General features: G+C 63.0%; 19 protein-coding genes and 1 riboswitch. Of the genes, 6 read left to right on the forward strand and 13 right to left on the reverse strand.

Annotated elements, in window-relative coordinates; all coding sequences use genetic code 11:
* Positions 1-66 precede the first annotated feature (66 nt).
* Complete coding sequence (gene dxs, locus J2X76_RS03605) at positions 67-1,986, forward strand: 1-deoxy-D-xylulose-5-phosphate synthase (RefSeq protein WP_310213262.1); 1,920 nt, start codon at positions 67-69, stop codon at positions 1,984-1,986.
* A gap of 24 nt (positions 1,987-2,010) precedes the next feature.
* Here the strand turns inward: dxs and J2X76_RS03610 are convergent, their stop codons facing one another.
* The 5 genes from J2X76_RS03610 to J2X76_RS03630 form a co-directional block, all read right to left on the reverse strand.
* Complete coding sequence (locus J2X76_RS03610; RefSeq protein ID WP_113130784.1) at positions 2,011-2,868, reverse strand: 2OG-Fe(II) oxygenase; 858 nt, start codon at positions 2,866-2,868, stop codon at positions 2,011-2,013.
* A 254-nt stretch (positions 2,869-3,122) separates the two neighbouring features.
* On the reverse strand, positions 3,123-3,710 hold the full coding sequence (locus tag J2X76_RS03615; protein ID WP_113130783.1) for a YceI family protein: 588 nt from the start codon (positions 3,708-3,710) through the stop codon (positions 3,123-3,125).
* On the reverse strand, positions 3,707-4,300 hold the full coding sequence (locus J2X76_RS03620; protein ID WP_310213265.1) for a cytochrome b: 594 nt from the start codon (positions 4,298-4,300) through the stop codon (positions 3,707-3,709). Before J2X76_RS03620 ends, J2X76_RS03615 begins: the two co-directional genes overlap by 4 nt.
* 116 nt (positions 4,301-4,416) lie before the next feature.
* Positions 4,417-5,412 (reverse strand): DUF4424 domain-containing protein, encoded by a 996-nt coding sequence (locus J2X76_RS03625; RefSeq protein ID WP_310213268.1) that lies wholly within the window; start codon positions 5,410-5,412, stop codon positions 4,417-4,419.
* Between the two features lie 83 nt (positions 5,413-5,495).
* Positions 5,496-7,445, reverse strand: a complete 1,950-nt coding sequence (locus J2X76_RS03630; RefSeq protein ID WP_310213271.1) for a methyl-accepting chemotaxis protein — start codon at positions 7,443-7,445, stop codon at positions 5,496-5,498.
* A 41-nt stretch (positions 7,446-7,486) separates the two neighbouring features.
* Here J2X76_RS03630 and J2X76_RS03635 point away from each other — a divergent pair, with 41 nt between their 5' ends.
* The gene (locus tag J2X76_RS03635; protein ID WP_310213273.1) at positions 7,487-7,738 is read left to right on the forward strand and encodes a hypothetical protein; all 252 of its coding nucleotides are present in this window, start codon (positions 7,487-7,489) and stop codon (positions 7,736-7,738) included.
* Between the two features lie 9 nt (positions 7,739-7,747).
* Here the strand turns inward: J2X76_RS03635 and J2X76_RS03640 are convergent, their stop codons facing one another.
* Positions 7,748-9,712, reverse strand: a complete 1,965-nt coding sequence (locus J2X76_RS03640; RefSeq protein WP_113130779.1) for a methyl-accepting chemotaxis protein — start codon at positions 9,710-9,712, stop codon at positions 7,748-7,750.
* A 152-nt stretch (positions 9,713-9,864) separates the two neighbouring features.
* Here J2X76_RS03640 and J2X76_RS03645 point away from each other — a divergent pair, with 152 nt between their 5' ends.
* Together J2X76_RS03645 and J2X76_RS03650 are read left to right on the forward strand one after the other, a co-directional pair.
* A complete protein-coding gene (locus J2X76_RS03645) occupies positions 9,865-10,629 on the forward strand; it encodes a TlyA family RNA methyltransferase (RefSeq protein ID WP_113130778.1) in 765 nt (254 codons plus the stop codon).
* Entirely contained in the window at positions 10,626-11,870 is a 1,245-nt protein-coding gene (locus J2X76_RS03650) for a class I SAM-dependent RNA methyltransferase (protein WP_113130777.1), read from the forward strand. The genes J2X76_RS03645 and J2X76_RS03650 overlap by 4 nt, the downstream gene beginning before the upstream one ends.
* Here the strand turns inward: J2X76_RS03650 and J2X76_RS03655 are convergent, their stop codons facing one another.
* The 4 genes from J2X76_RS03655 to J2X76_RS03670 all read right to left on the reverse strand — a co-directional run bounded on the left by J2X76_RS03655 (position 11,871) and on the right by J2X76_RS03670 (position 15,223).
* Entirely contained in the window at positions 11,871-12,251 is a 381-nt protein-coding gene (locus J2X76_RS03655) for a hypothetical protein (RefSeq protein ID WP_310213282.1), read from the reverse strand.
* An 84-nt stretch (positions 12,252-12,335) separates the two neighbouring features.
* Positions 12,336-13,094: a crotonase/enoyl-CoA hydratase family protein gene (locus J2X76_RS03660; protein ID WP_310213284.1), complete on the reverse strand. Its 759-nt coding sequence runs from the start codon at positions 13,092-13,094 to the stop codon at positions 12,336-12,338.
* A gap of 11 nt (positions 13,095-13,105) precedes the next feature.
* A complete protein-coding gene (locus J2X76_RS03665) occupies positions 13,106-14,911 on the reverse strand; it encodes an acyl-CoA dehydrogenase (RefSeq protein WP_310213287.1) in 1,806 nt (601 codons plus the stop codon).
* A 183-nt stretch (positions 14,912-15,094) separates the two neighbouring features.
* Positions 15,095-15,223 carry a hypothetical protein gene (locus J2X76_RS03670; RefSeq protein ID WP_310213290.1) on the reverse strand — a complete coding sequence of 43 codons (129 nt, stop codon included), beginning with the start codon at positions 15,221-15,223 and terminating at the stop codon, positions 15,095-15,097.
* Between the two features lie 96 nt (positions 15,224-15,319).
* On the opposite strand from J2X76_RS03670, the gene J2X76_RS03675 reads away from it, so the two are divergent.
* Positions 15,320-16,315: a transporter gene (locus J2X76_RS03675; RefSeq protein ID WP_113130795.1), complete on the forward strand. Its 996-nt coding sequence runs from the start codon at positions 15,320-15,322 to the stop codon at positions 16,313-16,315.
* Between the two features lie 67 nt (positions 16,316-16,382).
* Here the strand turns inward: J2X76_RS03675 and J2X76_RS03680 are convergent, their stop codons facing one another.
* The 3 genes from J2X76_RS03680 to J2X76_RS03690 all read right to left on the reverse strand — a co-directional run bounded on the left by J2X76_RS03680 (position 16,383) and on the right by J2X76_RS03690 (position 18,813).
* Entirely contained in the window at positions 16,383-16,835 is a 453-nt protein-coding gene (locus tag J2X76_RS03680) for a BA14K family protein (RefSeq protein WP_310213295.1), read from the reverse strand.
* A 187-nt stretch (positions 16,836-17,022) separates the two neighbouring features.
* Positions 17,023-17,448, reverse strand: coding sequence for a BA14K family protein (locus J2X76_RS03685; RefSeq protein WP_310213298.1), 426 nt, complete (start codon positions 17,446-17,448; stop codon positions 17,023-17,025).
* Positions 17,449-17,568: 120 nt separating this feature from the next.
* Entirely contained in the window at positions 17,569-18,813 is a 1,245-nt protein-coding gene (locus J2X76_RS03690; RefSeq protein WP_113130794.1) for an aromatic ring-hydroxylating dioxygenase subunit alpha, read from the reverse strand.
* A gap of 101 nt (positions 18,814-18,914) precedes the next feature.
* A riboswitch (cobalamin riboswitch) is annotated at positions 18,915-19,145 on the reverse strand.
* Positions 19,146-19,310: 165 nt separating this feature from the next.
* Between J2X76_RS03690 and J2X76_RS03695 the strand changes: the two genes are divergently transcribed.
* Positions 19,311-19,925 (forward strand): DUF6656 family protein, encoded by a 615-nt coding sequence (locus tag J2X76_RS03695; RefSeq protein WP_113130772.1) that lies wholly within the window; start codon positions 19,311-19,313, stop codon positions 19,923-19,925.
* Position 19,926 lies beyond the last annotated feature (1 nt).

Below are 19,926 nucleotides of genomic sequence, written 5' to 3' on the forward strand. Positions count from 1 at the left end.
AGCCTGTTTTCTTCTCATGTTGGGGAGGAAGACGCTTCCGGAAAAGAGCAGAAAAGGCCACCATCCGTGACATCAACGCCCGCCACGCCCTTGCTCGACAAGGTCAAGCTTCCTGCTGATCTTCGCGAGATCGAAGATCGCGACATGCCGCAGCTTGCCCGCGAATTGCGTGACGAGATGATCGATGCGGTGTCACGCACCGGTGGGCATCTCGGCGCCGGCCTGGGCGTCGTGGAGCTGACGATCGCCATCCACAAGGTGTTCAACACGCCCGACGACCGGCTGATCTTCGATGTCGGGCACCAGTGTTATCCGCACAAGATCCTGACCGGCCGGCGCGACCGCATCCGCACGCTGCGTCAGGAGGACGGGCTTTCCGGCTTCACCCGCCGGGCCGAAAGCGAATACGATCCTTTTGGCGCCGCACACTCTTCCACCTCGATCTCCGCGGGCCTCGGCATGGCTGTCGCCGCCGATCTTTCCGGCTCGAAGCGCAACGTAATCGCCGTGATCGGCGACGGCGCGATGTCGGCCGGCATGGCCTATGAGGCGCTCAACAATGCCGGCGCGCTCGATGCCCGGCTGATCGTCATCCTCAACGACAACGACATGTCGATCGCCCCGCCGACCGGCGCGATGAGCGCCTACCTGGCGCGGCTCGCCTCCGGCCGCACCTATATGGGCTTTCGCGATCTCGGCAAAAAACTGACCGCCTATCTCGGCAAGAATGTCGATCGGGCGATCACCCGCGCCGTCGAACATGCGCGCGGTTACGTCACCGGCGGCACGATGTTCGAGGAAATGGGCTTCTACCATATCGGTCCGATCGACGGCCATTCCTTCGACCATCTCCTGCCGGTGCTGCGCAATGTGCGCGACAATGCCCGCGGCCCGGTGCTGATCCATGTGGTGACGCAGAAGGGCAAGGGTTACGCACCGGCCGAAGCCGCCGCCGACAAATATCACGGCGTCAACAAGTTCGACGTCATCACCGGAGCCCAGGCGAAATCGAAACCGAACGCGCCGAGCTATACGAGCGTCTTCGGCGAAGCGCTGGTGCAGGAAGCCGCATTCGACGAGAAGATCGTCGGTGTCACTGCTGCGATGCCGAACGGCACGGGCATCGACAAGCTGGCGGATGTCTTCCCCGCCCGCACCTTCGACGTCGGCATCGCCGAACAGCATGCGGTGACGTTTGCGGCGGGCCTGGCTGCCGAGGGTTACAAGCCTTTCTGCGCCCTCTATTCGACCTTCCTGCAGCGCGGTTACGACCAGGTCGTCCACGACGTGGCGATCCAGGGCCTGCCGGTGCGCTTTCCGATCGACCGCGCCGGCTTCGTCGGCGCCGACGGGCCGACCCATGCGGGCTCGTTCGACACGACTTTTCTCGCGACCCTGCCGGGCATGGTCGTCATGGCCGCCGCCGACGAGGCGGAGCTGAAGCACATGGTGCGCACCGCCGTGGCCTATGACGATGGCCCCATCTCGTTCCGCTACCCGCGCGGCGAAGGTGTCGGCGTCGAGCTGCCGGAACGTGGCCAGATCCTCGAAATCGGCAAGGGCCGGGTCGTCAAGCAGGGCGCCAAGGTGGCGCTGCTCTCCTTCGGCACCCGCCTCCAGGAATGTCTGCTTGCGGCGGAAGATCTCGACGCCGCCGGCCTTTCGACAACCGTTGCGGATGCCCGCTTCGCGAAGCCGCTGGACCACGACCTGATCCGCCAGCTCGCCCGCCATCACGAAGTGCTCGTCACCATCGAGGAAGGCGCGGTCGGCGGCTTCGGCAGCCACGTGCTGCAGTTCCTCTCGAGCGAGGGCCTGCTCGACAACGGGTTGAAGATCCGCTCGCTGGTGTTGCCGGACATCTGGATGCAACAGGCCAGCCCGGATGCGATGTACGCCAAGGCAGGCCTGGACCGCGCCGGCATCGTCTCGACCGTGTTCAAGACGCTCGGCCAGACCCAGATCGGCATCGGTTTTGCCGGCTGAGCCTGGCCTTCTGGCTCTCCCGAACTAAAAGCCGAGGCGGCTCAGGGGGCCGATGATCTTGCGATAGAGCATCGGCGGGGTAAAATCCCGCAGGACGTCGCGGCGGATTTCCGCATAATCCTTCTTGTCGACGGAGTTCGGCCGCGGCTTGAAGAGCGTCGAATGCGACTTGCGGGAATCGTCCCATGTCGCGGTGTAATAATAGAGCGCGATCGAGTCTCTCGACTTGCCCTCCGGATGGTTCACGACCGCAGGATTGCCGTGGAAGGAATCCGAGGTGGTCGAGAAGGTGACCATGCGGTTGAACAGGGGGGTGAAGCTGTGCACCTTGCCCTTCATCTCCTTGTCCCAGATCTCGAACGAGCCGCCCCACTCTTCCCGCCAGCCCTTGTTGAGATAGATCAGCGTGTTGAGCCGGCGCTCGACCTTCATCTTGGAATGCAGGTTGAAATCCGCATGGATGTCGAGATGCCCGCCATTGGCGACTTCATGAACGCCGGCGCCGAAGAAGAACGGATCGGGAATCAACCCTTCGATGCCGGTCATCTCTTCGAGGAAAAGCAGGAACGGGCGCGAGTTCAGCGCGTAGAAGAGGTTTTTGGTATAGGCCGGAAGGCGCTCCGGTACGTATGAGACCTTCTTGTTTTCCTGTGCTCGCGCAAAGCTCGTCTCTTGTTCCGGACGGTTGCGCAGGTCGGCCAGAACCCTTTCCAGGACCGCATCGGGCAGAAAGTTATCGATGCAGATATGCGGATAGGGCGACGCCGACTGGTAGGCCCCTGCATATTGCCGGGCCATCGAACGGGCACCATCGACGTCCGTAAGAAGAGTTTCCACATCGATTGGATATACTGTGGTGATTGGATATACTGTATTATCCATAAACGCTTCCCCCTTTTATATTCTTGATGACAGTGTCATAATTTTGCCGGCACGCAAGCCGGATATGGGGATATACTTCAAAAGCAGTATTTTCTAGACAGATTCCAAACTGCTCCGCCCCACAGAATTTTTGATTTTAACTCAATGGGTTGGCTCTATGTCGCAAAGCCGGCCCGCAAGCGCGGCTTCGCCTCGACAGCCCGAAGCGGTAATACTTACAACCATTGAATTACATCTGCGGGAAGCGGAGCACTCTAGTTCCGCTCGCCCTCGATCATCATGTCGAACTGCACGACATTGGAATAGATCGGGGTCCCGACATCCATGGCATAACGCGAGCGGAAGATCTTGCCGCTGACATTGAAGCCGATCGTGCGGCCGTTCCAGGAGGTCAGCTTCACCTCGAAGACCTCCGGCGAACTGTGCCCCTTGGCGGTCAGCGTGCCGGTGATGCGGGCGCTGTCCGGCCCGGTCTGCTCGACCCGTTCCGAGCGGAACGAGATCGTCTCGAAATGACCGGAATCGAAAACGGCACCGGAGCGCAGGAAAGCATCGATACGATCCTGGCCGGTGCTGACGCTTTCCGGCTTCAGGTCGAAGTTCACCATGGAATGGGCGAGATCGCCGGCCTTCAGGTTGAACGTGCCGGAAAACTTGCCGAACCTGCCCTTGATGCCGCCCCCGCCGACCTGGTCCACGGCAAAGGCGATGCGGGAACTGGATGAGATGGCATAACGCCCTGCCGCCTCGGTGAGGCTCGGAACGTTCACCGCCGAAAAGCCGGCCTGGGGAAGCGACATGGTGAGCAGCATCGCTGCTATGACGGTTGTCTTGCGGGTCATGGTCCGTGCTCCTCGATGGACGTTTTCACCGCGCGGTGCCGGTTGCCGAGCATGCGGGTGAGCGCGTCGTCGTGCCTGACATAGTGGTGGTAGAGGGCAGCGCCCGAATGCAGAAAGACGAGCGCGAGCGTGGAATAGGCGAGAACCGCGTGAGCGGTGGTCCAGAGGGCCTCGGCGGCATCCGATTTCGGCACCGGAAGATGCGGGATGACGACGAGGTTGAAGGCGAAGGTGGGGATTTCGAGCGGCGAGACGGAGGCGATCATCCAGCCGGCCGCGGGCACCACCACCGCCAGGACCAGCAGCAGATGGTGCATCGCATGTGCTGCGCGATGTTCCAGGGCAGTAAGGCCTTCCACAGGCTTCACCCGCACGACGGTCAGTGAATGAACAAGCCTCACCACGGCCAGAAGCAGCGCCAGCATGCCGAAGGACTTGTGCCACTGGAAGAGTGCGAACTGCAGGGCGGGATCGATGGATTGCCGGGTCATGGCGAAACCGAGGACCAGCAGGCCGAGAATCAACGTCGCGATCAGCCAGTGCAGAACGATCGCGATGGGATCATAGCCATCGGCAGGGCGGCGCAGCATGGAACATTCCGGAACTCTTCACCACAACGGGAAGCATCCTGCTTTTCGGCCCGCCCGGCAAGCACCGGTACGATCACGTTTCATTCAATATCATTGAATTGGGATTTGAGCCGCGGTTACTGGTCGGCGGCGGTCAAGAACAGGATGTTCAGGTCCTTCTGGGGATAGAAATCGTCGGCCGTCATCTCGAAGGTCGTCGGGCCGACCTTTTTCACGCCATCGCCGCAGAAACTGACATAGTCCTGCGCCTTGCCCTTGTCGATCGTAAGCTTGAACTTGCCGATCGTGCCGCCCCAGTTGGCGCCGGTGGTGAGGACGTAAGAGACCCATTGCTCCGTATAGTTCGGGCCGCTTTTTCCGGCCGCCGCTTCGAGTTTTGCGGCGGTCTTCATGAAGGCGGCGTCGATGCAGTAGCGGTCAGCATAGTCCTTGTAGTTTCCTCCCGGCTTGCCCTGGTCGATGAAAGTCATGGCGACCGTGCCGCCGACGCTCGGCTTATAGCGGTGGCTGACGCGGACAGGCTTGCCGGCCGGGAATTTCGTCTTCCACCAATAGACGGAGCGGAGCGCCCAGAGAGGCCGCAGGTCCTCCTGCCAGCCCTTGCCGGCATCGTAGCGGTCGATGAACACGAGGCCCTCGGCGATCCAGGCCGTCTTCACGTCTTCAGGCAGGGCCTTGAGCGCGGCGAGCGTCCTGTCGCTATAGGGCAGAAGCGGAATGTTGCGTGCCACGAGTTCGTCGGTGCGGTCGATGCCGGCGGCCAGCACCCGCTGCTGCAGCTCCGGCTTGATCTGCCGGCTGTCCTGCACGACCGAGAAGCCGAGAAAGTTGTCGCTGTCGGTATCGTCGAGCGCGATATTGCTGTCCATGCTGCCGGTGATATCGGGCATCGGGAAGGCGATGACGCTTTCGACATCCTTGTCGCTGGTGTTCTTGAACACGTAGTCGACCAGCACTTCCTCGCGGGAAATGTAGAGCTGTTCCTCGGCCATCGCGACATCGGAAGTCTGGACGTAGATCAGCCCGCCGGTCTTCAGCTCCGCCATGGAATCGTTGGCGAATGCGGGAGGCGCAAAGGCCAGCAATCCACCGATCAGCATTTTGCACCGCATGTCAGCCCCCTACCCATCGCGGCGCGAGGATAGACCGGATCGGCGCGGCGGAAAAGCCACCGGCAGCGGCCTCGTCGGGACGATCAGAATTCCGACCAGTCTTCCTTGGCCGCCGTCGCCAGGGCCGTCCGGCCGCCTGCGGCATGGGCCGCCTTGACGCGCGGCGTTTCATGGAGCGATCCGGCCCACCGGTTGTCCGACACCTGCCGGGGTGCCCGCCACCCCTGGTCGGCGCCATGCGGCGCGGATCCGGCCAGCTTGAACTGCCCGATCAGATCGCGAAGCCTGACACTTTCCGACGCAAGCCTGGTGCTTGCGGCATTCGATTCCTCGACCATGGCGGCATTGCGCTGCGTCACCTGGTCCATCTGGTTGACGGCGGTATTGACCTCCGCAAGCCCTGTCGACTGTTCCCTGGCGGATATGGCGATGGCATTCATATGGGTGTTGATGGTGACGATGTGGTTCTCGATCGCCCTCAACGCCTCGCCGGTCCCGCCGACCAGTCTCACGCCGCTTTCCACCTCGCCGGCGGAATTCTGGATAAGGCCCTTGATCTCCTTGGCGGCCGTGGCGGAGCGTTGCGCCAGTTCCCGGACTTCCTGGGCAACCACGGCGAAACCCTTGCCCGCCTCGCCGGCACGCGCCGCCTCGACGCCGGCATTCAGCGCCAGCAGGTTGGTCTGGAAGGCGATCTCGTCGATGACGCCGATGATGCTGGAAATCTGCCTGGACGATTCCTCGATCCGGCTCATGGCCTGCATCGCCTGCGCCATCACCTCCCCAGACCTGCGGGCGCTGTCATTGGCCAGCGTTGCCGCCTGGCGCGCCTCTTCTGCGCGTTTCGTCGAATTGCCGACATTGGCGGTGATCTGGTCCAGCGCGGCCGCCGTCTCTTCGAGCGAAGCCGCCTGCTGTTCGGTGCGCTTGGAAAGATCGTTGGCGCTCGAGGCGATTTCCTGCGTGCCGTTGTCGATCGCGCCGGCCGCTTCGGCGACAGAGGAAAGGGTCTGCGAAAGCTGCAGGGCGGCGGTGTTGAAATCGCTGCAGAGGGCCGTGAAGTCCTCGGAGACGGTTTCGGTGATCCGGTAGCTGAGGTCGCCGGAAGCGAGATGTTTCAGGGCGCTCGCGAATGCGCCCGTGGCCTGCAGCAACTGGCGGCGGGCCTCTTCCGCGGCCGCCTTGCCGAGCGCGACGCGCTGCCGCTCGTAGCTGCTGCGCTGCTCCTCGGCTTCCGCCGTCAAACGGCGGTTTTCGATCGCCGCCTGCCGGAAGACTTCGACGGAAGCGGCCATGGCGCCGACCTCGTCGCCGCGTCCGGCAAAAGGAATGGTGTCGTCGCAATTGCCGGCCGCGAGCTCCTGCATGGACGAGGTGATCCTGCGTACCGGCCGCGCGATATTGGTGATCGAATAAAATCCGGCGCCGAGAAGGATCAGGAAGCAGACACCCGTGATCAGGTAGCTGGCCGTCAGCGTCGACGCGTAGAGTGCCTGGGTGTCCTTGTAAGCCTGATCGGCCGCGTCCTGGTTATACTTGAGCTGCGCACTCAGCGCCGCCTTCACCGTCTCGATCTGCGGCACCAGCTTGTCGTTCAGGACGCGGGCAGCTTCGCTTTTCCGGTCTGAGCGGGAAAGAGCCAGAAGGGTTTCGCCAACCTGCGTATAGGCTGCGATCGCCTTGTCGAGGTTTGCGAGCAGTTCCTTGCCCTTCGGATTGACGATCTTCGGCCTGACCGCTTCGATCTGATCGTTCAGCTCTTTCCGCCGTTCGATGTAAAACGCTTCCGCCGCATTCCTGTCTTCCGGCGTCTGCGCCAGAATGTGGCGTGCATAGGCGAAATTCACCCGGAAATAGGCCTTGCCGATTTCCTCCGTCGCCAGGAGCTTGGGGAGACGGTTGCTGGCGATTTCTCCGGTCTCGTTATTCATGTCGTTTACCGCGCGTGCCGAGAGCCAGGCCGCGCCGGCGAATATCACGCCGATGACGGCAAAGAGGGTTATCAGGACGGTCTTGATGCTGGGGCGGGACATGCGCTGTCGTTTCCTCTATTCGGACAATCCAGACGATCGTCATGGCTTCCAGCTGGACGGAAGCTCGCTGCGGCGAGCCGTACGCGATGCGCACAACGATGCGCGCTATGGGCGTAAAAATGATCTCCCTGAATTTAAAATTGTCTAATTTAAAATATACCGATATTTACCACTCAGGATTGATAGATCCGTATCTGCCATCAATAGCAGCAGTATTCCCGGGATCTTGTTCAAGCCTTCGCAACACGAAAAAGGCCCCGGAACGGGGCCTTTCTGCATCTATCGATGGTTGATCGGGAGCGTCAGAATTCCGACCACTCTTCCTTCACGACCGCAGCACTCGCCGCCTTGCCGGGGAAGGCCCGGGCAAGACTGGAGCGAAGGGCGTTTGCAGGCGACGCCACCGGGCGGGCTTCCGCCGTGGCGGCGACCGGGCGAGCTTCCGCAGCGGCGGCAACCGGTCGGGAGGAGCGGGCCACCGCTCCGCCGAAGTTGAACTGCCTCAGAAGCGCGTCCAGCGCCTGAGCCTCCTGGGCGAGCTTGTGGCTCGCCGCATTCTGCTCCTCGACCATGGCGGCGTTCTGCTGCGTGCCCTGGTCCATGGCGTTCACCGAGGTGTTGATCTCCTGGAGGCCGGTCGATTGTTCGCGGGTGGAGATGACGATGGCGGAGAGGTGCTGGTTGATCTGCTGCACGTCGCCAACGATCGCTTCCAATGCCTGACCCGTCTCGCCGACCAGAGCGACGCCCGCATCCACCTGCTGGCTGGAAGTGGTGATCAGCGCCTTGATCTCCTTTGCCGCGTTGGCGGAGCGCTGGGCGAGTTCGCGGACTTCCTGTGCGACGACCGCAAAACCCTTGCCGGCTTCGCCGGCGCGAGCCGCCTCGACGCCGGCATTGAGCGCCAGAAGGTTGGTCTGGAAGGCAATGTCATCGATGACGCTGATGATGTTGCTGATTTCGCCCGAGGACTTGGAGATTTCCTCCATGGCGGAGACCGCACGGCGGACGACTTCGCCGGATTTTTCCGCGCCGATGCGGGTGCGCTCGACACGCTGGCCGACATCCTCGGCACGGCGGGCCGATTCCTTGACCGTGGTCGTCACCTGTTCGAGGGCGGCGGCGGTCTCTTCTACGGCGGCGGCCTGCTGCTCGGTGCGGCGGCCGAGATCGTCGGCCGCGGCGCGAATTTCGCCGGCACCGGAGCTGATCGCCGATGCGTTCTCGCCGACCGCCTGGAGGGCGGCCTGCAGCCGGCCGAGCGCCTGGTTGAAGTCGGTGCGCAACCGATCGAGATTGCCGGAGAAGGGCTTTTCGAGACGATAGGCGACGTCGCCATCGGCAAGGCTTGCGAGGCCGGTCGCAAGCGCATCGATCGCGAACTCGATATCGGCGGCCTCACGTGCCTTCTGGGCATCGTTGTTGCGACGTTCGCGCTCGCTGGTCTCGCGCAGGGCATCCGCATCGCGGGCAAGGGCCTGTTTCTCGATCGCCGCGTCCTTGAAGACAGTGACGGCCTTGGCCATGCGGCCGACTTCGTCGCCGCGTTCGAGGGCCGGAACCTCGATGTTGTGATTGCCGCCGGCAAGGCTGGTCATGGCTTCCGTCATGCCGACAATCGGCTTGACGATGGCGCCCGACAGGGCGAACACGAGGACGGCCGCGATCAGGCCGGCTACGCCACCGCCGATGAGAAGCGTCAGCAGGAGGTCGTTATGGGCGCTGGTCTGCGCATTGACCATCGCGGTCGAGAGGTCGAAAGCCTGTTTCTTGATCTTGGCGGCAGCCTCGCGGAAAACGTCGAGCTGGCCCTTCGACTGGTTGCGGCCGATCTCGATGACTTCCTCGATCGGCTTGCTGGTATTCTTGCGCGCATCGAGCTGCGGAACGGTGAGCTGGGTGTGGAACACGTCGGCCGCGGTCCGCATCGCTTCGAGCGAAGCAAGCATGTCCGGCATGCCGACCGCCGCCTTCTTGGCGGCGTCGATCGCAACGATCATCTTCTCGCGGTTGTTGAAGACGTCGTTATAGGTGCTGTCGCTCTTGAAGAGCAGGAAGCCGCGCTGGTTGACGGCCTGTTCCAGCATCGCCTCGAGCGCCGCGTCCACATTCATCAGGATCGTCTGGGAGGCCGCCTGCCGGGCCGACGAGCTGCTCGATTTCAGCGCCTGCCAGTAAACTCCGGCAGATGCCAGCAGGCAGACCGACATCAACGCCGCGAAGGTGATAATCAGCTTCTTGTTCAAGGAAAGGTTTTTAAGTGACATAAGGGGCTTCCGCTCTCCGGTGAAATGAAACTGTGTGTTCCTCCGGAGGCGAGAGAATCCCAACATGATTAAAATTTGATTGAACGCAGCCGCGAGTTTTCATCGGACAAGGGCCTTGCAAGCCAGGCGATAGGCAGGCATTGACTGCGATCATGTCCTCAAGCTCCGAAAACCAACGCCTCGACCAGCTTCTCGTCTCGCTCAATCTCGTCGCGAGCCGGGCGCGGGCGCGCGATGCGATCGCCCGCGGCACCGTCACGGTCAACGGCCGCGTCGTCACCAAACCGAGCCTCACCTTCCCGCTCGACGCGACACTGACCATCGACGATCCGGCGCAGGATTACGTATCGCGTGCAGCGTTGAAGCTCGTTGCGGCGCTCGATCATTTCCAGCTCGATCCGGCCGGCCACGACTGTCTCGACATCGGCGCCTCGACCGGCGGCTTCACGGAAGTGCTGATCATGCGCGGGGCGGAGCACGTGACCTCGATCGACGTCGGCCACGGGCAGATGCATCCGCGGCTGATCGCCGATCCGCGGGTCACCAATATCGAAGGCCTCAACGCCCGTTATCTGACCTCCGAGGACTACGACGATCGCGAGATCACCTTCATCGTCTCGGACGTTTCCTTCATTTCGCTGAAACTGGCGCTGGCACCTGCCCTCGAGCTTGCCGAACCCGACGCGCTCTGCGTGCTGCTGGTGAAGCCGCAATTCGAGGCCGGACGGGAGGCGATCAGCAAGGCGGGGTTGTTGAAGGAGCCAGAGACGGCGCCCCAGGTCGCGGCGGAACTGGAACGCTGGCTCGTCGAGGAGATGGGCTGGGAGAGCCTCGGGCTGATCCCCTCCCCGATCGCCGGCGGCGACGGCAATCAGGAATACCTGCTCGCAGGCCGCAAGCCCGGTGAAACTCCATGAGCACGGTGACGGTGACGATCGCCCGGCTCGGCGCCCAGGGCCACGGCATCGCCGATGGCGAAGACGGCCCGGTCTATGTGCCTTATGCGCTGCCCGGCGAGACGCTGGCGATCGCCCGCAACGGCGATCACGGGACGGTCATGTCGACCTCCAATCCGTCGCCGGACCGGGTCACGCCGCCCTGTCGCCACTTCGGACCGGACAGCGACGCCTGCGGCGGCTGTTCGCTCCAGCATCTGGCGGATGTCCCTTACCATGCCTTCAAGCGCAACCTCGTCGTCGACGCGCTGAAATCCAAGGGCCTGACGCCCGAGGTGGGGGAACTGGTGATCGCCCATCCCGGCGAGCGGCGGAGGGTGGTGTTTTCCGCCCGCAGGACCGAAAAGGAATTCCTGCTCGGCTTCAACCGCGCCGAGACCAACCACATCGTTTCGATCGCGGAATGTCCCATCGCCTCGCCGGGCATCGTTTCCCGGCTCGAGGCAATCCGCTCGGTGGGCAAGGCGCTGGCGACCGGCTCGGAGACGTTCCGGATCGGGGTTCTCGAAACCCTCGCCGGCCTCGATCTTGCGGCGGAAGGGCTGAAACCGCTCGACGACAAGCAGCGGCGCGCAGTGACCGAGACCGTGCTCTCGCTGAAAAGCATCGCGCGGGTTTCGGTCAACGGCGAGATCGTCATCGAATTGCAGAAGCCGCTGGTTGATTTCGGCGGCGTCAAGGTCTCGCCCCCGCCCGGCGCCTTCACCCAGGCCACCAAGCCGGCGGAAGATGCGATGGCGGACCTTGTGCTGTCGCATGTCGGCAAGGCCAAGCGGGTGCTCGACCTGTTTGCCGGTTCCGGCACGTTTTCGCTTCGGCTTGCCCGCATCGCCAAGGTGCACGCGGTCGAAGGCGACGAGAAATCGGTCAAGGCACTCGATCACGCCGCCCGCAATACGCAGGGGCTGAAACCCGTGTCGGCGGAGAAGCGCGATCTTTTCCGCCGGCCGATGATGCTGTCGGAGCTGAAGAACTACGACGCCGTCGTATTCGATCCGCCGCGTGCCGGCGCCGAAGTCCAGATGAAGGAGCTTGCCCGTTCGAACGTCAAGACGGTCGTGGCGGTCAGCTGCAACCCGCTAACGCTCGCCCGCGACCTGCGCCTGCTGGTCGACGGCGGATATCGCATCAAGGCGGTCACGCCGATCGACCAGTTCCTCTGGTCGCCGCATGTGGAAGCCGTGGCTCTGCTGCAGAAATAGTCACCGATCCAGGTCGAGCGTGCCGTTGCCAACAACGCCCGAGCAGCGGCAGCGGCTACCGACGCGGCCCGGCTCGGCGTTGCAGACATAGGGACGGCGGCGGTCCATGCTCGGCGGCGGGGAGACGACGCAGACGTAACGCTGCGGGCGGGGGCGATCCCGGTCGCGATCACGATCTCTATCCCGGTCACGATCTCTGTCTCTGTCGCGGTCCCGGTCATCGCCGCGACGGATGATGACGCCGTTCGGGCCGATGGTGACGGAAGGGCTCTGGGCGAGCTGCACCGGCTGGCTCTGCGCGGGGAACACAAACGTCTCGGCCTGGGCCGGGACTATTCCCAGAAACAATGCAAGCAAGCCCGATGAAATACGATGCGCCATCTTTTCCTCCCGATTGGTGGGGGCAATCTAGCGCCGAAGTTGCGTCGAAAGAAGACGGGAACAAAAATTTCCCGCGCGGCACCGTTAACGTCGCATGAAGGCCTCGAAAGCGGCACGCGCCTCGGCGCTTCTGAGCTGGGCGGAGAAATGCACCAGTTCCTCGTCTATGCGGGCAAGCACCGCGTCACGCGGGTCACGTACCAGATCGCGGGCGATTTTCAGGGCCTGGGGCGGTTTCCTGGCGAGGCTTCCGGCAAGCGCCAGCGTCTCGGCTTCGACCGCGTCCGCCTCGACGATCTTCCAGATCAGCCCCGCATCGAGCGCCGCCTCGGCTGAAAACCCTTCCCCCGCCACCAGCATCGCGAAGGCACGCTGGTGGCCGATGACCTTCGGTGCGAGCAGGCTGGAGGCGGCCTCCGGCACCAGCGCCAGATCGACGAACGGCGTCTTGAACAGGCTGCGGGCGGACGCGACCGTCATGTCGCAATGCATGTTCAGGGTGGTGCCGATGCCGATCGCCAGGCCATCGACGCCCGAGACCAGCGGCTTTTCGGCCAGCGCCAGCGCCTTGATGAAGACGGCAGCAGCAGGCGCCTCCTTGGAACCGGACATGGCATAGGTGAGAAAATCGCCCATGTCGTTGCCGGCGGAGAAGCAGCCCTCGGTGCCGAGGAAGGCGACGGCGCGCACGGCATCGTCCCCGTTTGCCTCCTCGAGCGCCGCCGTCATGCGGTTGTACATGGCCGACGTGAAGGCGTTCTTCTTTTCCGGCCGGTTGAAGCGGATCACCATGACGCCCGGCTGGGCTTCCGGGCGCTCGACGAGGATGTGGTTGTCGCTCACGGATATCTCCTTCAGGCGAGGATGGCGCGGGCGGCTTCAAGGCTTGCTGCGCCCGAAATGACCCGGTCCTTCAGGGCCGAGGTTTCGGCGAGCAGGTTCTCGGCCATGAAACGGCAGAGCGCGACGCGCTTTTCCGGTCCGCCGCTATCGGTAGCGACGAGCGCCCCCTTGGCAAGGTAACTGCCGGTCAGCACCAGGCCGAAAAGACGCTGGTAGGGCGTCGCGCCGGCGAGCGCGTCGGCGGCTTTGCCGGCGGCCTGGGTGTCGAGGAGCCAGTTGGTTGCGGTCTCGAGCGCCGCGATGGCGGCGCGCAGGCGGTCTCCCGTCTCGCCGAATGCCGTATTGTTGGAGGCTGTGACCTTGTCGGCGATCTCCTTGAGCTCACCGATGAAACCGCGCACCTGGTCGCCGGAGGAGAGCGGCAGTTTGCGGGTCACGAGGTCGATCGCCTGGATGCCGTTGGTGCCCTCGTAGATCGGCGCGATACGCGCGTCGCGCAGGTAACGGGCAGCGCCCGTCTCCTCGATAAAGCCCATGCCGCCATGCACCTGGATGCCGAGCGACGCGACGTCGACGCCGGCATCGGTGGCGAAGGATTTTGCGATCGGCGTCAGCAGCGCTGCGCGTTCGGTCCAGTGGCGGGCCTCATCGCCTTCGGTGTGGTGCGACATGTCGATCGCGTGGGCGCAGGCATAGCAGATGGCGCGTGCGCCTTGCGTCAGCGCCTTCATGGTGACCAGCGTGCGGGCAATATCCGGGTGCTCGATGATCGGGCTCATGCCTTCCCTTTGGCCTGAGCCAGACCAGCCGGGCGCCTTGCCCTGGGTGCGCTCGCTCGCATAGGCAATCGCCTTCTGGGTGGCTGCCTCGGCGATCGCCACGCCCTGCATGCCGACCGCGAGCCGGGCGTTGTTCATCATCGTGAACATGCAGGCGAGGCCCTTGTTCTCCTCGCCGATCAGCCAGCCGACCGCACCCTTGTCCTCCTCGTTTCCGGGAGAATATTTGCCGTCGCCATAGATCATCGTGCAGGTCGGGGAGCCGTGGATGCCGAGCTTGTGTTCGATCGAATGGCAGAAGACGTCGTTGCGGGCTTCGAGCGATCCGTCCTCGCCCACCAGGAATTTCGGCACCAGGAACAGCGAGATGCCGCGGGTGCCGGCGGGGGCATCGGGAAGCCGCGCCAGCACCAGATGGATGATGTTGTCGGCGGCATCGTGTTCGCCCCAGGTGATGAAGATCTTCTGGCCGAAAATGCGGTAGCTGCCATCGTCGCTGCGCTCGGCACGGGTCTTCAGGACGCCGAGGTCGGAGCCGGCATGCGGCTCGGTCAGGTTCATGGTGCCGGTCCATTCTCCCGACACCATCTTTGCAAGGTATTTTTCCTTCAACGCATCGCTGCCATGGGCGACCAGCGCCTCGATCGCGCCCATGGTGAGCGTCGGGGCCAACGCGAAGGCCATGGAGGCGGAATTCCACATTTCCAGCGCCGCGACGTTGAGCATATGCGGCAGGTTCTGGCCGCCGAACGCTTCCGGCGCTGTCAGTCCATTCCAGCCGCCTTCCCGCCAGTGGCGGTAGAGTTCCGGCCAGCCGTCCGGTGTCTTCACCTTGCCGTCGCTGAGACGAGCGCCCTGTTTGTCGCCGATCTCGCCGAGCGGCGCCATTTCATTGCCGGCGAACCGTCCAGCCTCTTCCAGGATCGCCTCGACCAGATCGGCGCTCAGGTCCCCGAACCTGCCGATCTCCAGGGCGTCCGAAAGGCCGGCCACGTGGTTCAGGGTGAAGGCGATCTCCTCGACCGGTGCCTTGTACATGGTGTTCCTCCTCCTCACGGGTTGCAGCCGCGACTGTGCTAGTCTAGCCGATTCTGTGCTGCCGGCATTCCTCACCTGCTTTTTACGTAAACGTAAATATACTTGTCAATGTCGGTTCATCGAGGCCGGCTCGTCGATGAGTTCGTACTCATCGTTAGGCAAATGCAGGAGCCTCGCGTCCAGTCATGCCGGAAGCTCCGGATCGGCGCGCTCGGCGGCGGCGACAGCCTGGGATTGCTTGCGGCATTCGTCTTCGGTCGGCATAGAAATCTCGCAGTCGAGCTGCCGGCAGCGGTGCGGGCTGGATGACACGTTGATGCTACTCCTTCTGCTTTAGAGAATCTTGTTGAAACCACCGTTACACAAGAGGTCTATGGAGTGATGCCTATGCTTCCGGAACCCTCGCCCATGTCCCTCATGAACCCTGCTGTTCCAGGCCTCGTCTGGGCCTATCGTTTCCATCCGGGTTCAGCGCCCTGTACCCGGTTGCCGCTCGATGCGGCGCGCAGCGATCTGGAGGCCGGGGACGGGTTCCTCTGGCTGCATCTCAATCTCGCCGACAGCCGGGTCAACGCCTTCCTGGAGAATTTCCCGGGCCTGACGCCACCGGCGATCGCGGCGCTCACCACCCATGACACGCACGCAGCCGTGACGCTCGACGAGCAGCTCGTTTATGGAACATTGGTCGATTTCCAGCGGGAGTTCGACAGCGAGACGCGCGATATCGGCTGGCTGCATTTCTTCGTCTCGGACCGGGTGATCATCACCACCCGCCTGCAGCCCCTGCGCTCGATCGACCGGGTGCGGGCAGCGATCGAAAAGAACGCCTCGCGCTACAAAAAGCCGATCGACGTGTTCGAGACGCTGGTGGCCGAATTCCAGCGCACGCTGATCGCGCTGGTGATGGAACTCACCGAAGAGATGAACATCATCGAGGATTTCGTCTACGACAACACGCCGCGCGACGAGAGGCGCAGGCTGGCGCCGATCAGGCGGACCGTGGTCCGGCTGCATCGGCACTTAAGGACCGTGCTGACGCTGCTGCGGCGCGCTGCGGCAAGCGATGACGATGAGATGCCGCCCGGTTTCGACGATGCCGCTTCGCGGCTGATCGGCCGGCTGGAGGCTGCGGACCACGACGTCTATGCACTGCAGGAACGGGCCCGGCTGCTGCACGAGGAAATCGACTCGAAGCTTTCCTCCGAGACCAACCGGCACCTCTACATCCTGTCGCTGATGACCGCCTTCCTGCTGCCGCCGACCTTGGTCACCGGCTTTTTCGGCATGAATACCTCGTCGCTCCCCTTCGCGGGAAACGGCAACGGCACGGCCTATGCCTTCAGCCTGATCGTCATCTCGGTGCTTGCCGCCTGGTGGCTGCTGAAACGCACCGGAATTCTCTGAACCGCGGACGAACGAATACGCGTCCGGCTTCGATGCCGGACGAGCTCGACAGTCTGGCCATGCGTTCCTAGAAATAAGGCGAATAGCAGGTCTGGCGCGGGCCGTAGTTCGGCTGGAAGGAGTTCGAATAGGCGTCGTAGGAGCGATAACGCTCGGCGCACCATTCGTAGTGACGCGGATTGATGTCGTCGCCGCCGTCATAGGCGGGGGCCGGTTCGACGTAACGCGGCTGTGCGGCGATGGCGCCGCCGATCAATGCGCCTGCGCCGAATGCGGCAAGCGGGAACCAATAGCCGTTGTGGCGGCGATAACCGGGACGGTAGTCGCGGTGGCCGCGATATCCGCCATACCAGCCGCCGCCATGACGGCGGTACTGCACGAGGGCCACGTCTGGACCGGCGTTCGTTTCCATCCCGGCCGCCGGAGCGGCCATACGCGGCATGGCCTGAGCCGGCATCAACGAGCCGGCGAGAACGGCAGCGGCGATCCCCGCGACCGCAAGCGTCTTGAAAAACGTCATGTTAAGCCCCCAAACCCTTGGCTATTTCAACTTCGCCGGTAGATTATGCTGGATATCCCGCGAGTTCAATTTCGGCGCGACTTTAGGAAATTCATCCTGAATGCGTGATTAACGTCGTTCCGACGAAGGAAACCCGGCCGCGCGTCTGCAGCGGCCGGGTTTTCGTCTTGAGACGACCAATGCCTGATTACCTGTAGGGCGAAACGCAGGATCGGCGGATACCGGCGCTCGCTACGTAAGTGTTGTCGAAGGCTCGATAGGTCCGGTAGCGGCTTTCGCACCAGGCGACGTGGCGGCTGCCGTAACCCCGGTCCGCCTGGATGGCACCGCCGATAAGCGCGCCGGCACCGAAGGCTGCCAACGGGAACCAGAAACCGTTGTGGTAGCGATAACCGGGGCGGCGTTCGCGGTAACCGCGGTGGCCGCCATACCAGCCGTAGCGGTCACGCCGGCCGTAGTCGCGCCGCAGCAGCTGGACATTGGTGATATTGCCGGTGTCGGAAATGCCGGCCGGGGGAGCGGGCATCTGGATGGCCTGCGCGGGCACAAGGCCGGCAAATGTGGTCGCGACGGCGACCGCCGCCGCGGTCAGGCGCAAACGAAAAGCACTCATCCTGGGTTTCCTCTCATGGTTTTCGATTGAAAACCTAACGCAGGCCACAGGACTTCGTTCCTATGACCGGCCGCTTCGCAACGAACGGCCGATCACGAATTGGCGATAAGCAGCAATAGATCAGGCGACGATCGAAAGCTTCGCCTGGTCGCCCTGCAGCCGGTTGACCATGAAGTTCGAATACCATTCGACGAACTGCATGACGCCGCCTTCGTGCAGCGGCGAATAGGGACCAGGTTCATAAGCCGGCGAGCGGATGCCGAAGGCATTTTCCTCGACGATCTGGCGGTCCTGGTCGTTGGTCATGTTCCAGACATGCGTCAGCTCTTCGAGATTGTAGTCGACGCCCTCGACCGCATCCTTGTGAACCAGCCATTTGGTGGTGACCGCCGTCTCCTCGGGCCCAAGCGGGGTGACCCGGAACGAGATCGCGTGGTCGCCGAGAATGTGGTTCCAGCTGCTCGGATAGTGGAAGAGCAGCATGGTGCCGATCGAGTTGATCGTCACGTCGTCGGAAAGCCTGCGCTGGACGGCGTTGCGGCCGGTCATCGTGTAGCTCTCGGCATCCTCGATCAGCGGCATGCGCGCAACGCGGAACTGGCCGGTCTCGTCCATGCGGAATTCGCTCGGCAACCCGGCCTCCTCGCAGCGCTGCCAATGGGCGGCGATGACCGGATCGTCCTTGGCGCCCTGGACGCCGGTCGCGGTCGGCGATTCCGGATAGGTGCGGCAGAGTTCCGGATGGTTCGCGGCGCAGTGGTAGCACTCGCGGTTGTTTTCCCAGACAAGCTTCCAGTTGCCCTTCTCGATGATCGTCGACTGGTGGGCGACCTTGGCTTCCCACAGGCGATGCGGTGCCAGATAAGGTTCGATCGAGGCCCGGACCGGCGCGAAATCCGGCGCTTCATTGGCAAGGCAGATGAAGATATAGCCGGCGACGCTCTCGCAATGGACCTTCTTCATGGCGAACTGGGTCTTGTCGAAGTCCTGGCCCATCTGGCGGCCGACCAGAAGCGAGCCGTCCAGCTCGTAGGTCCATTGATGGTAGGGACAGACAAGCCGGACCGCCGAGCCATGCTCCTTGGTGCAGACGCGGCTGCCACGATGACGGCATGTGTTGTGCAGGGCGCGGATCTGGTTGTCACGGCCACGCACGACGACGACCGGATAATCGCCGATCTGCAGGGTGAAATAGGCTCCAGCCTTGGGCAACTCGCAATCATGGCCGACGAACAGCCAGTCGCGATACCAGATCATTTCCAGATCGAGCTTGTAGTAACTGGGATCGGTATAGAAGGCCTGCTCGAGGCTGAAACCTTCGCGACGGTTCTTGAGCTGCCGCAGGGCCTGATTGCGAATTTCCATATAACCTTCCTCGTCAAAAATGGACAGCGGAAGGACATGGAAATGCCGGCCGGCCTCAAGGCCCACCCCAAACCCTGTCCCGAACGCCCGCCGCGTCCGGTCGTCGTCTTTTGTCCCGAGGCTGGTTTCCGGGCTCAGGAGCTGTCCCTTGAGGGGACGGGCCCAGCGCCTTCCCGGGCGGCCTTTTCGGCTCTTTCCCAGTGGCTCATGCCAGGCTTTGTTGCTCCACCACCGTTGCGGGGGCAGCGCCGGATCGAGGTTTTCAAGGCCCCTGCCGGCTTCCCAATTCTCCGCCTCCCTAGTTCGGCGGCACCCTGAGATCGAAGCGGATATAATCATCGAGCATGCGTGTCGCATAGGCGACATTGCGACATCGGCAACCGCGTTGGCGACAGCGGCAAAACGGGTCAAAATGCAACACTCCAGCTCCGCGAAAGCGAAACCTGTCATTAACAGATAGGCCATAAAATCCCGGCTCGAATGGGAGCGACGCCACCGTGCAGGCAAAGGGAAAGATCCGCTACTACGACGCCCCTCCACCAAAGCCTCCGGCGCCGGTGGTCGTGAAAACGGCTGCCCATTCGGAATTCCTGCGGACGGGGCGCATTGCCCGCTACAATCCGATCTGGCTGCCGGCCGAGCGCCGCTATCTCACCCATGACGAAGTCGCCGAGCGCACCGGCAAGAGGCTCGAGGCAGCCGGAGAAGCCAGCCACAACCGGATCAACTCCTTCCACCGCTCGATCAAGTTCCCGAAGATCGTCTTTCATCACACGCTCGATGAACGGCCGCATCTCGGCTACTGCCACGTCACCGCGGCAAGAACTCTGCTTGCACGCGGCGTGCCGGTCAGCTGGTCCTTCTACATCGCCAACTTCTTCTCCGAGATCGGCGACAAGGAAACGTTCTTCGAGCGGATCAGCACGGCCTATTCGCGCATGTATTTTGCCGTCGCGGTCGAACGCGAGGCCGGCCAGCCGCTGCAGATCAACCGCTCGATCCGCAAGAACGGCCTGCTGTTCCAGACCAACGATCCGACGGAAGCGATCAAGAACGTGCTGATGCTCGGCACTTCCAATGAAATGCTTCGCGAGATCATCAAAAAGCTTTGAA

The organism is Neorhizobium sp. 2083 (assembly GCF_031455615.1).
GTDB lineage: Bacteria > Pseudomonadota > Alphaproteobacteria > Rhizobiales > Rhizobiaceae > Neorhizobium.

What these genes read in the sequence shown, in the direction of transcription:
- J2X76_RS03625 (WP_310213268.1), bottom strand. Translation starts at nt 5,412, where the DNA reads ATGCGGTGCAAAATGCTGATCGGTGGATTGCTGGCCTTTGCGCCTCCC.
- J2X76_RS03680 (WP_310213295.1), bottom strand. Translation starts at nt 16,835, where the DNA reads ATGACGTTTTTCAAGACGCTTGCGGTCGCGGGGATCGCCGCTGCCGTT.
- J2X76_RS03655 (WP_310213282.1), bottom strand. Translation starts at nt 12,251, where the DNA reads ATGGCGCATCGTATTTCATCGGGCTTGCTTGCATTGTTTCTGGGAATA.
- J2X76_RS03620 (WP_310213265.1), bottom strand. Translation starts at nt 4,300, where the DNA reads ATGCTGCGCCGCCCTGCCGATGGCTATGATCCCATCGCGATCGTTCTG.
- J2X76_RS03665 (WP_310213287.1), bottom strand. Translation starts at nt 14,911, where the DNA reads ATGTACAAGGCACCGGTCGAGGAGATCGCCTTCACCCTGAACCACGTG.
- J2X76_RS03615 (WP_113130783.1), bottom strand. Translation starts at nt 3,710, where the DNA reads ATGACCCGCAAGACAACCGTCATAGCAGCGATGCTGCTCACCATGTCG.
- J2X76_RS03640 (WP_113130779.1), bottom strand. Translation starts at nt 9,712, where the DNA reads ATGTCACTTAAAAACCTTTCCTTGAACAAGAAGCTGATTATCACCTTC.
- J2X76_RS03650 (WP_113130777.1), top strand. Translation starts at nt 10,626, where the DNA reads ATGAGCACGGTGACGGTGACGATCGCCCGGCTCGGCGCCCAGGGCCAC.
- J2X76_RS03690 (WP_113130794.1), bottom strand. Translation starts at nt 18,813, where the DNA reads ATGGAAATTCGCAATCAGGCCCTGCGGCAGCTCAAGAACCGTCGCGAA.
- J2X76_RS03685 (WP_310213298.1), bottom strand. Translation starts at nt 17,448, where the DNA reads ATGAGTGCTTTTCGTTTGCGCCTGACCGCGGCGGCGGTCGCCGTCGCG.
- J2X76_RS03610 (WP_113130784.1), bottom strand. Translation starts at nt 2,868, where the DNA reads ATGGATAATACAGTATATCCAATCACCACAGTATATCCAATCGATGTG.
- J2X76_RS03675 (WP_113130795.1), top strand. Translation starts at nt 15,320, where the DNA reads ATGTCCCTCATGAACCCTGCTGTTCCAGGCCTCGTCTGGGCCTATCGT.
- J2X76_RS03645 (WP_113130778.1), top strand. Translation starts at nt 9,865, where the DNA reads ATGTCCTCAAGCTCCGAAAACCAACGCCTCGACCAGCTTCTCGTCTCG.
- J2X76_RS03630 (WP_310213271.1), bottom strand. Translation starts at nt 7,445, where the DNA reads ATGTCCCGCCCCAGCATCAAGACCGTCCTGATAACCCTCTTTGCCGTC.
- J2X76_RS03635 (WP_310213273.1), top strand. Translation starts at nt 7,487, where the DNA reads ATGGCTTCCAGCTGGACGGAAGCTCGCTGCGGCGAGCCGTACGCGATG.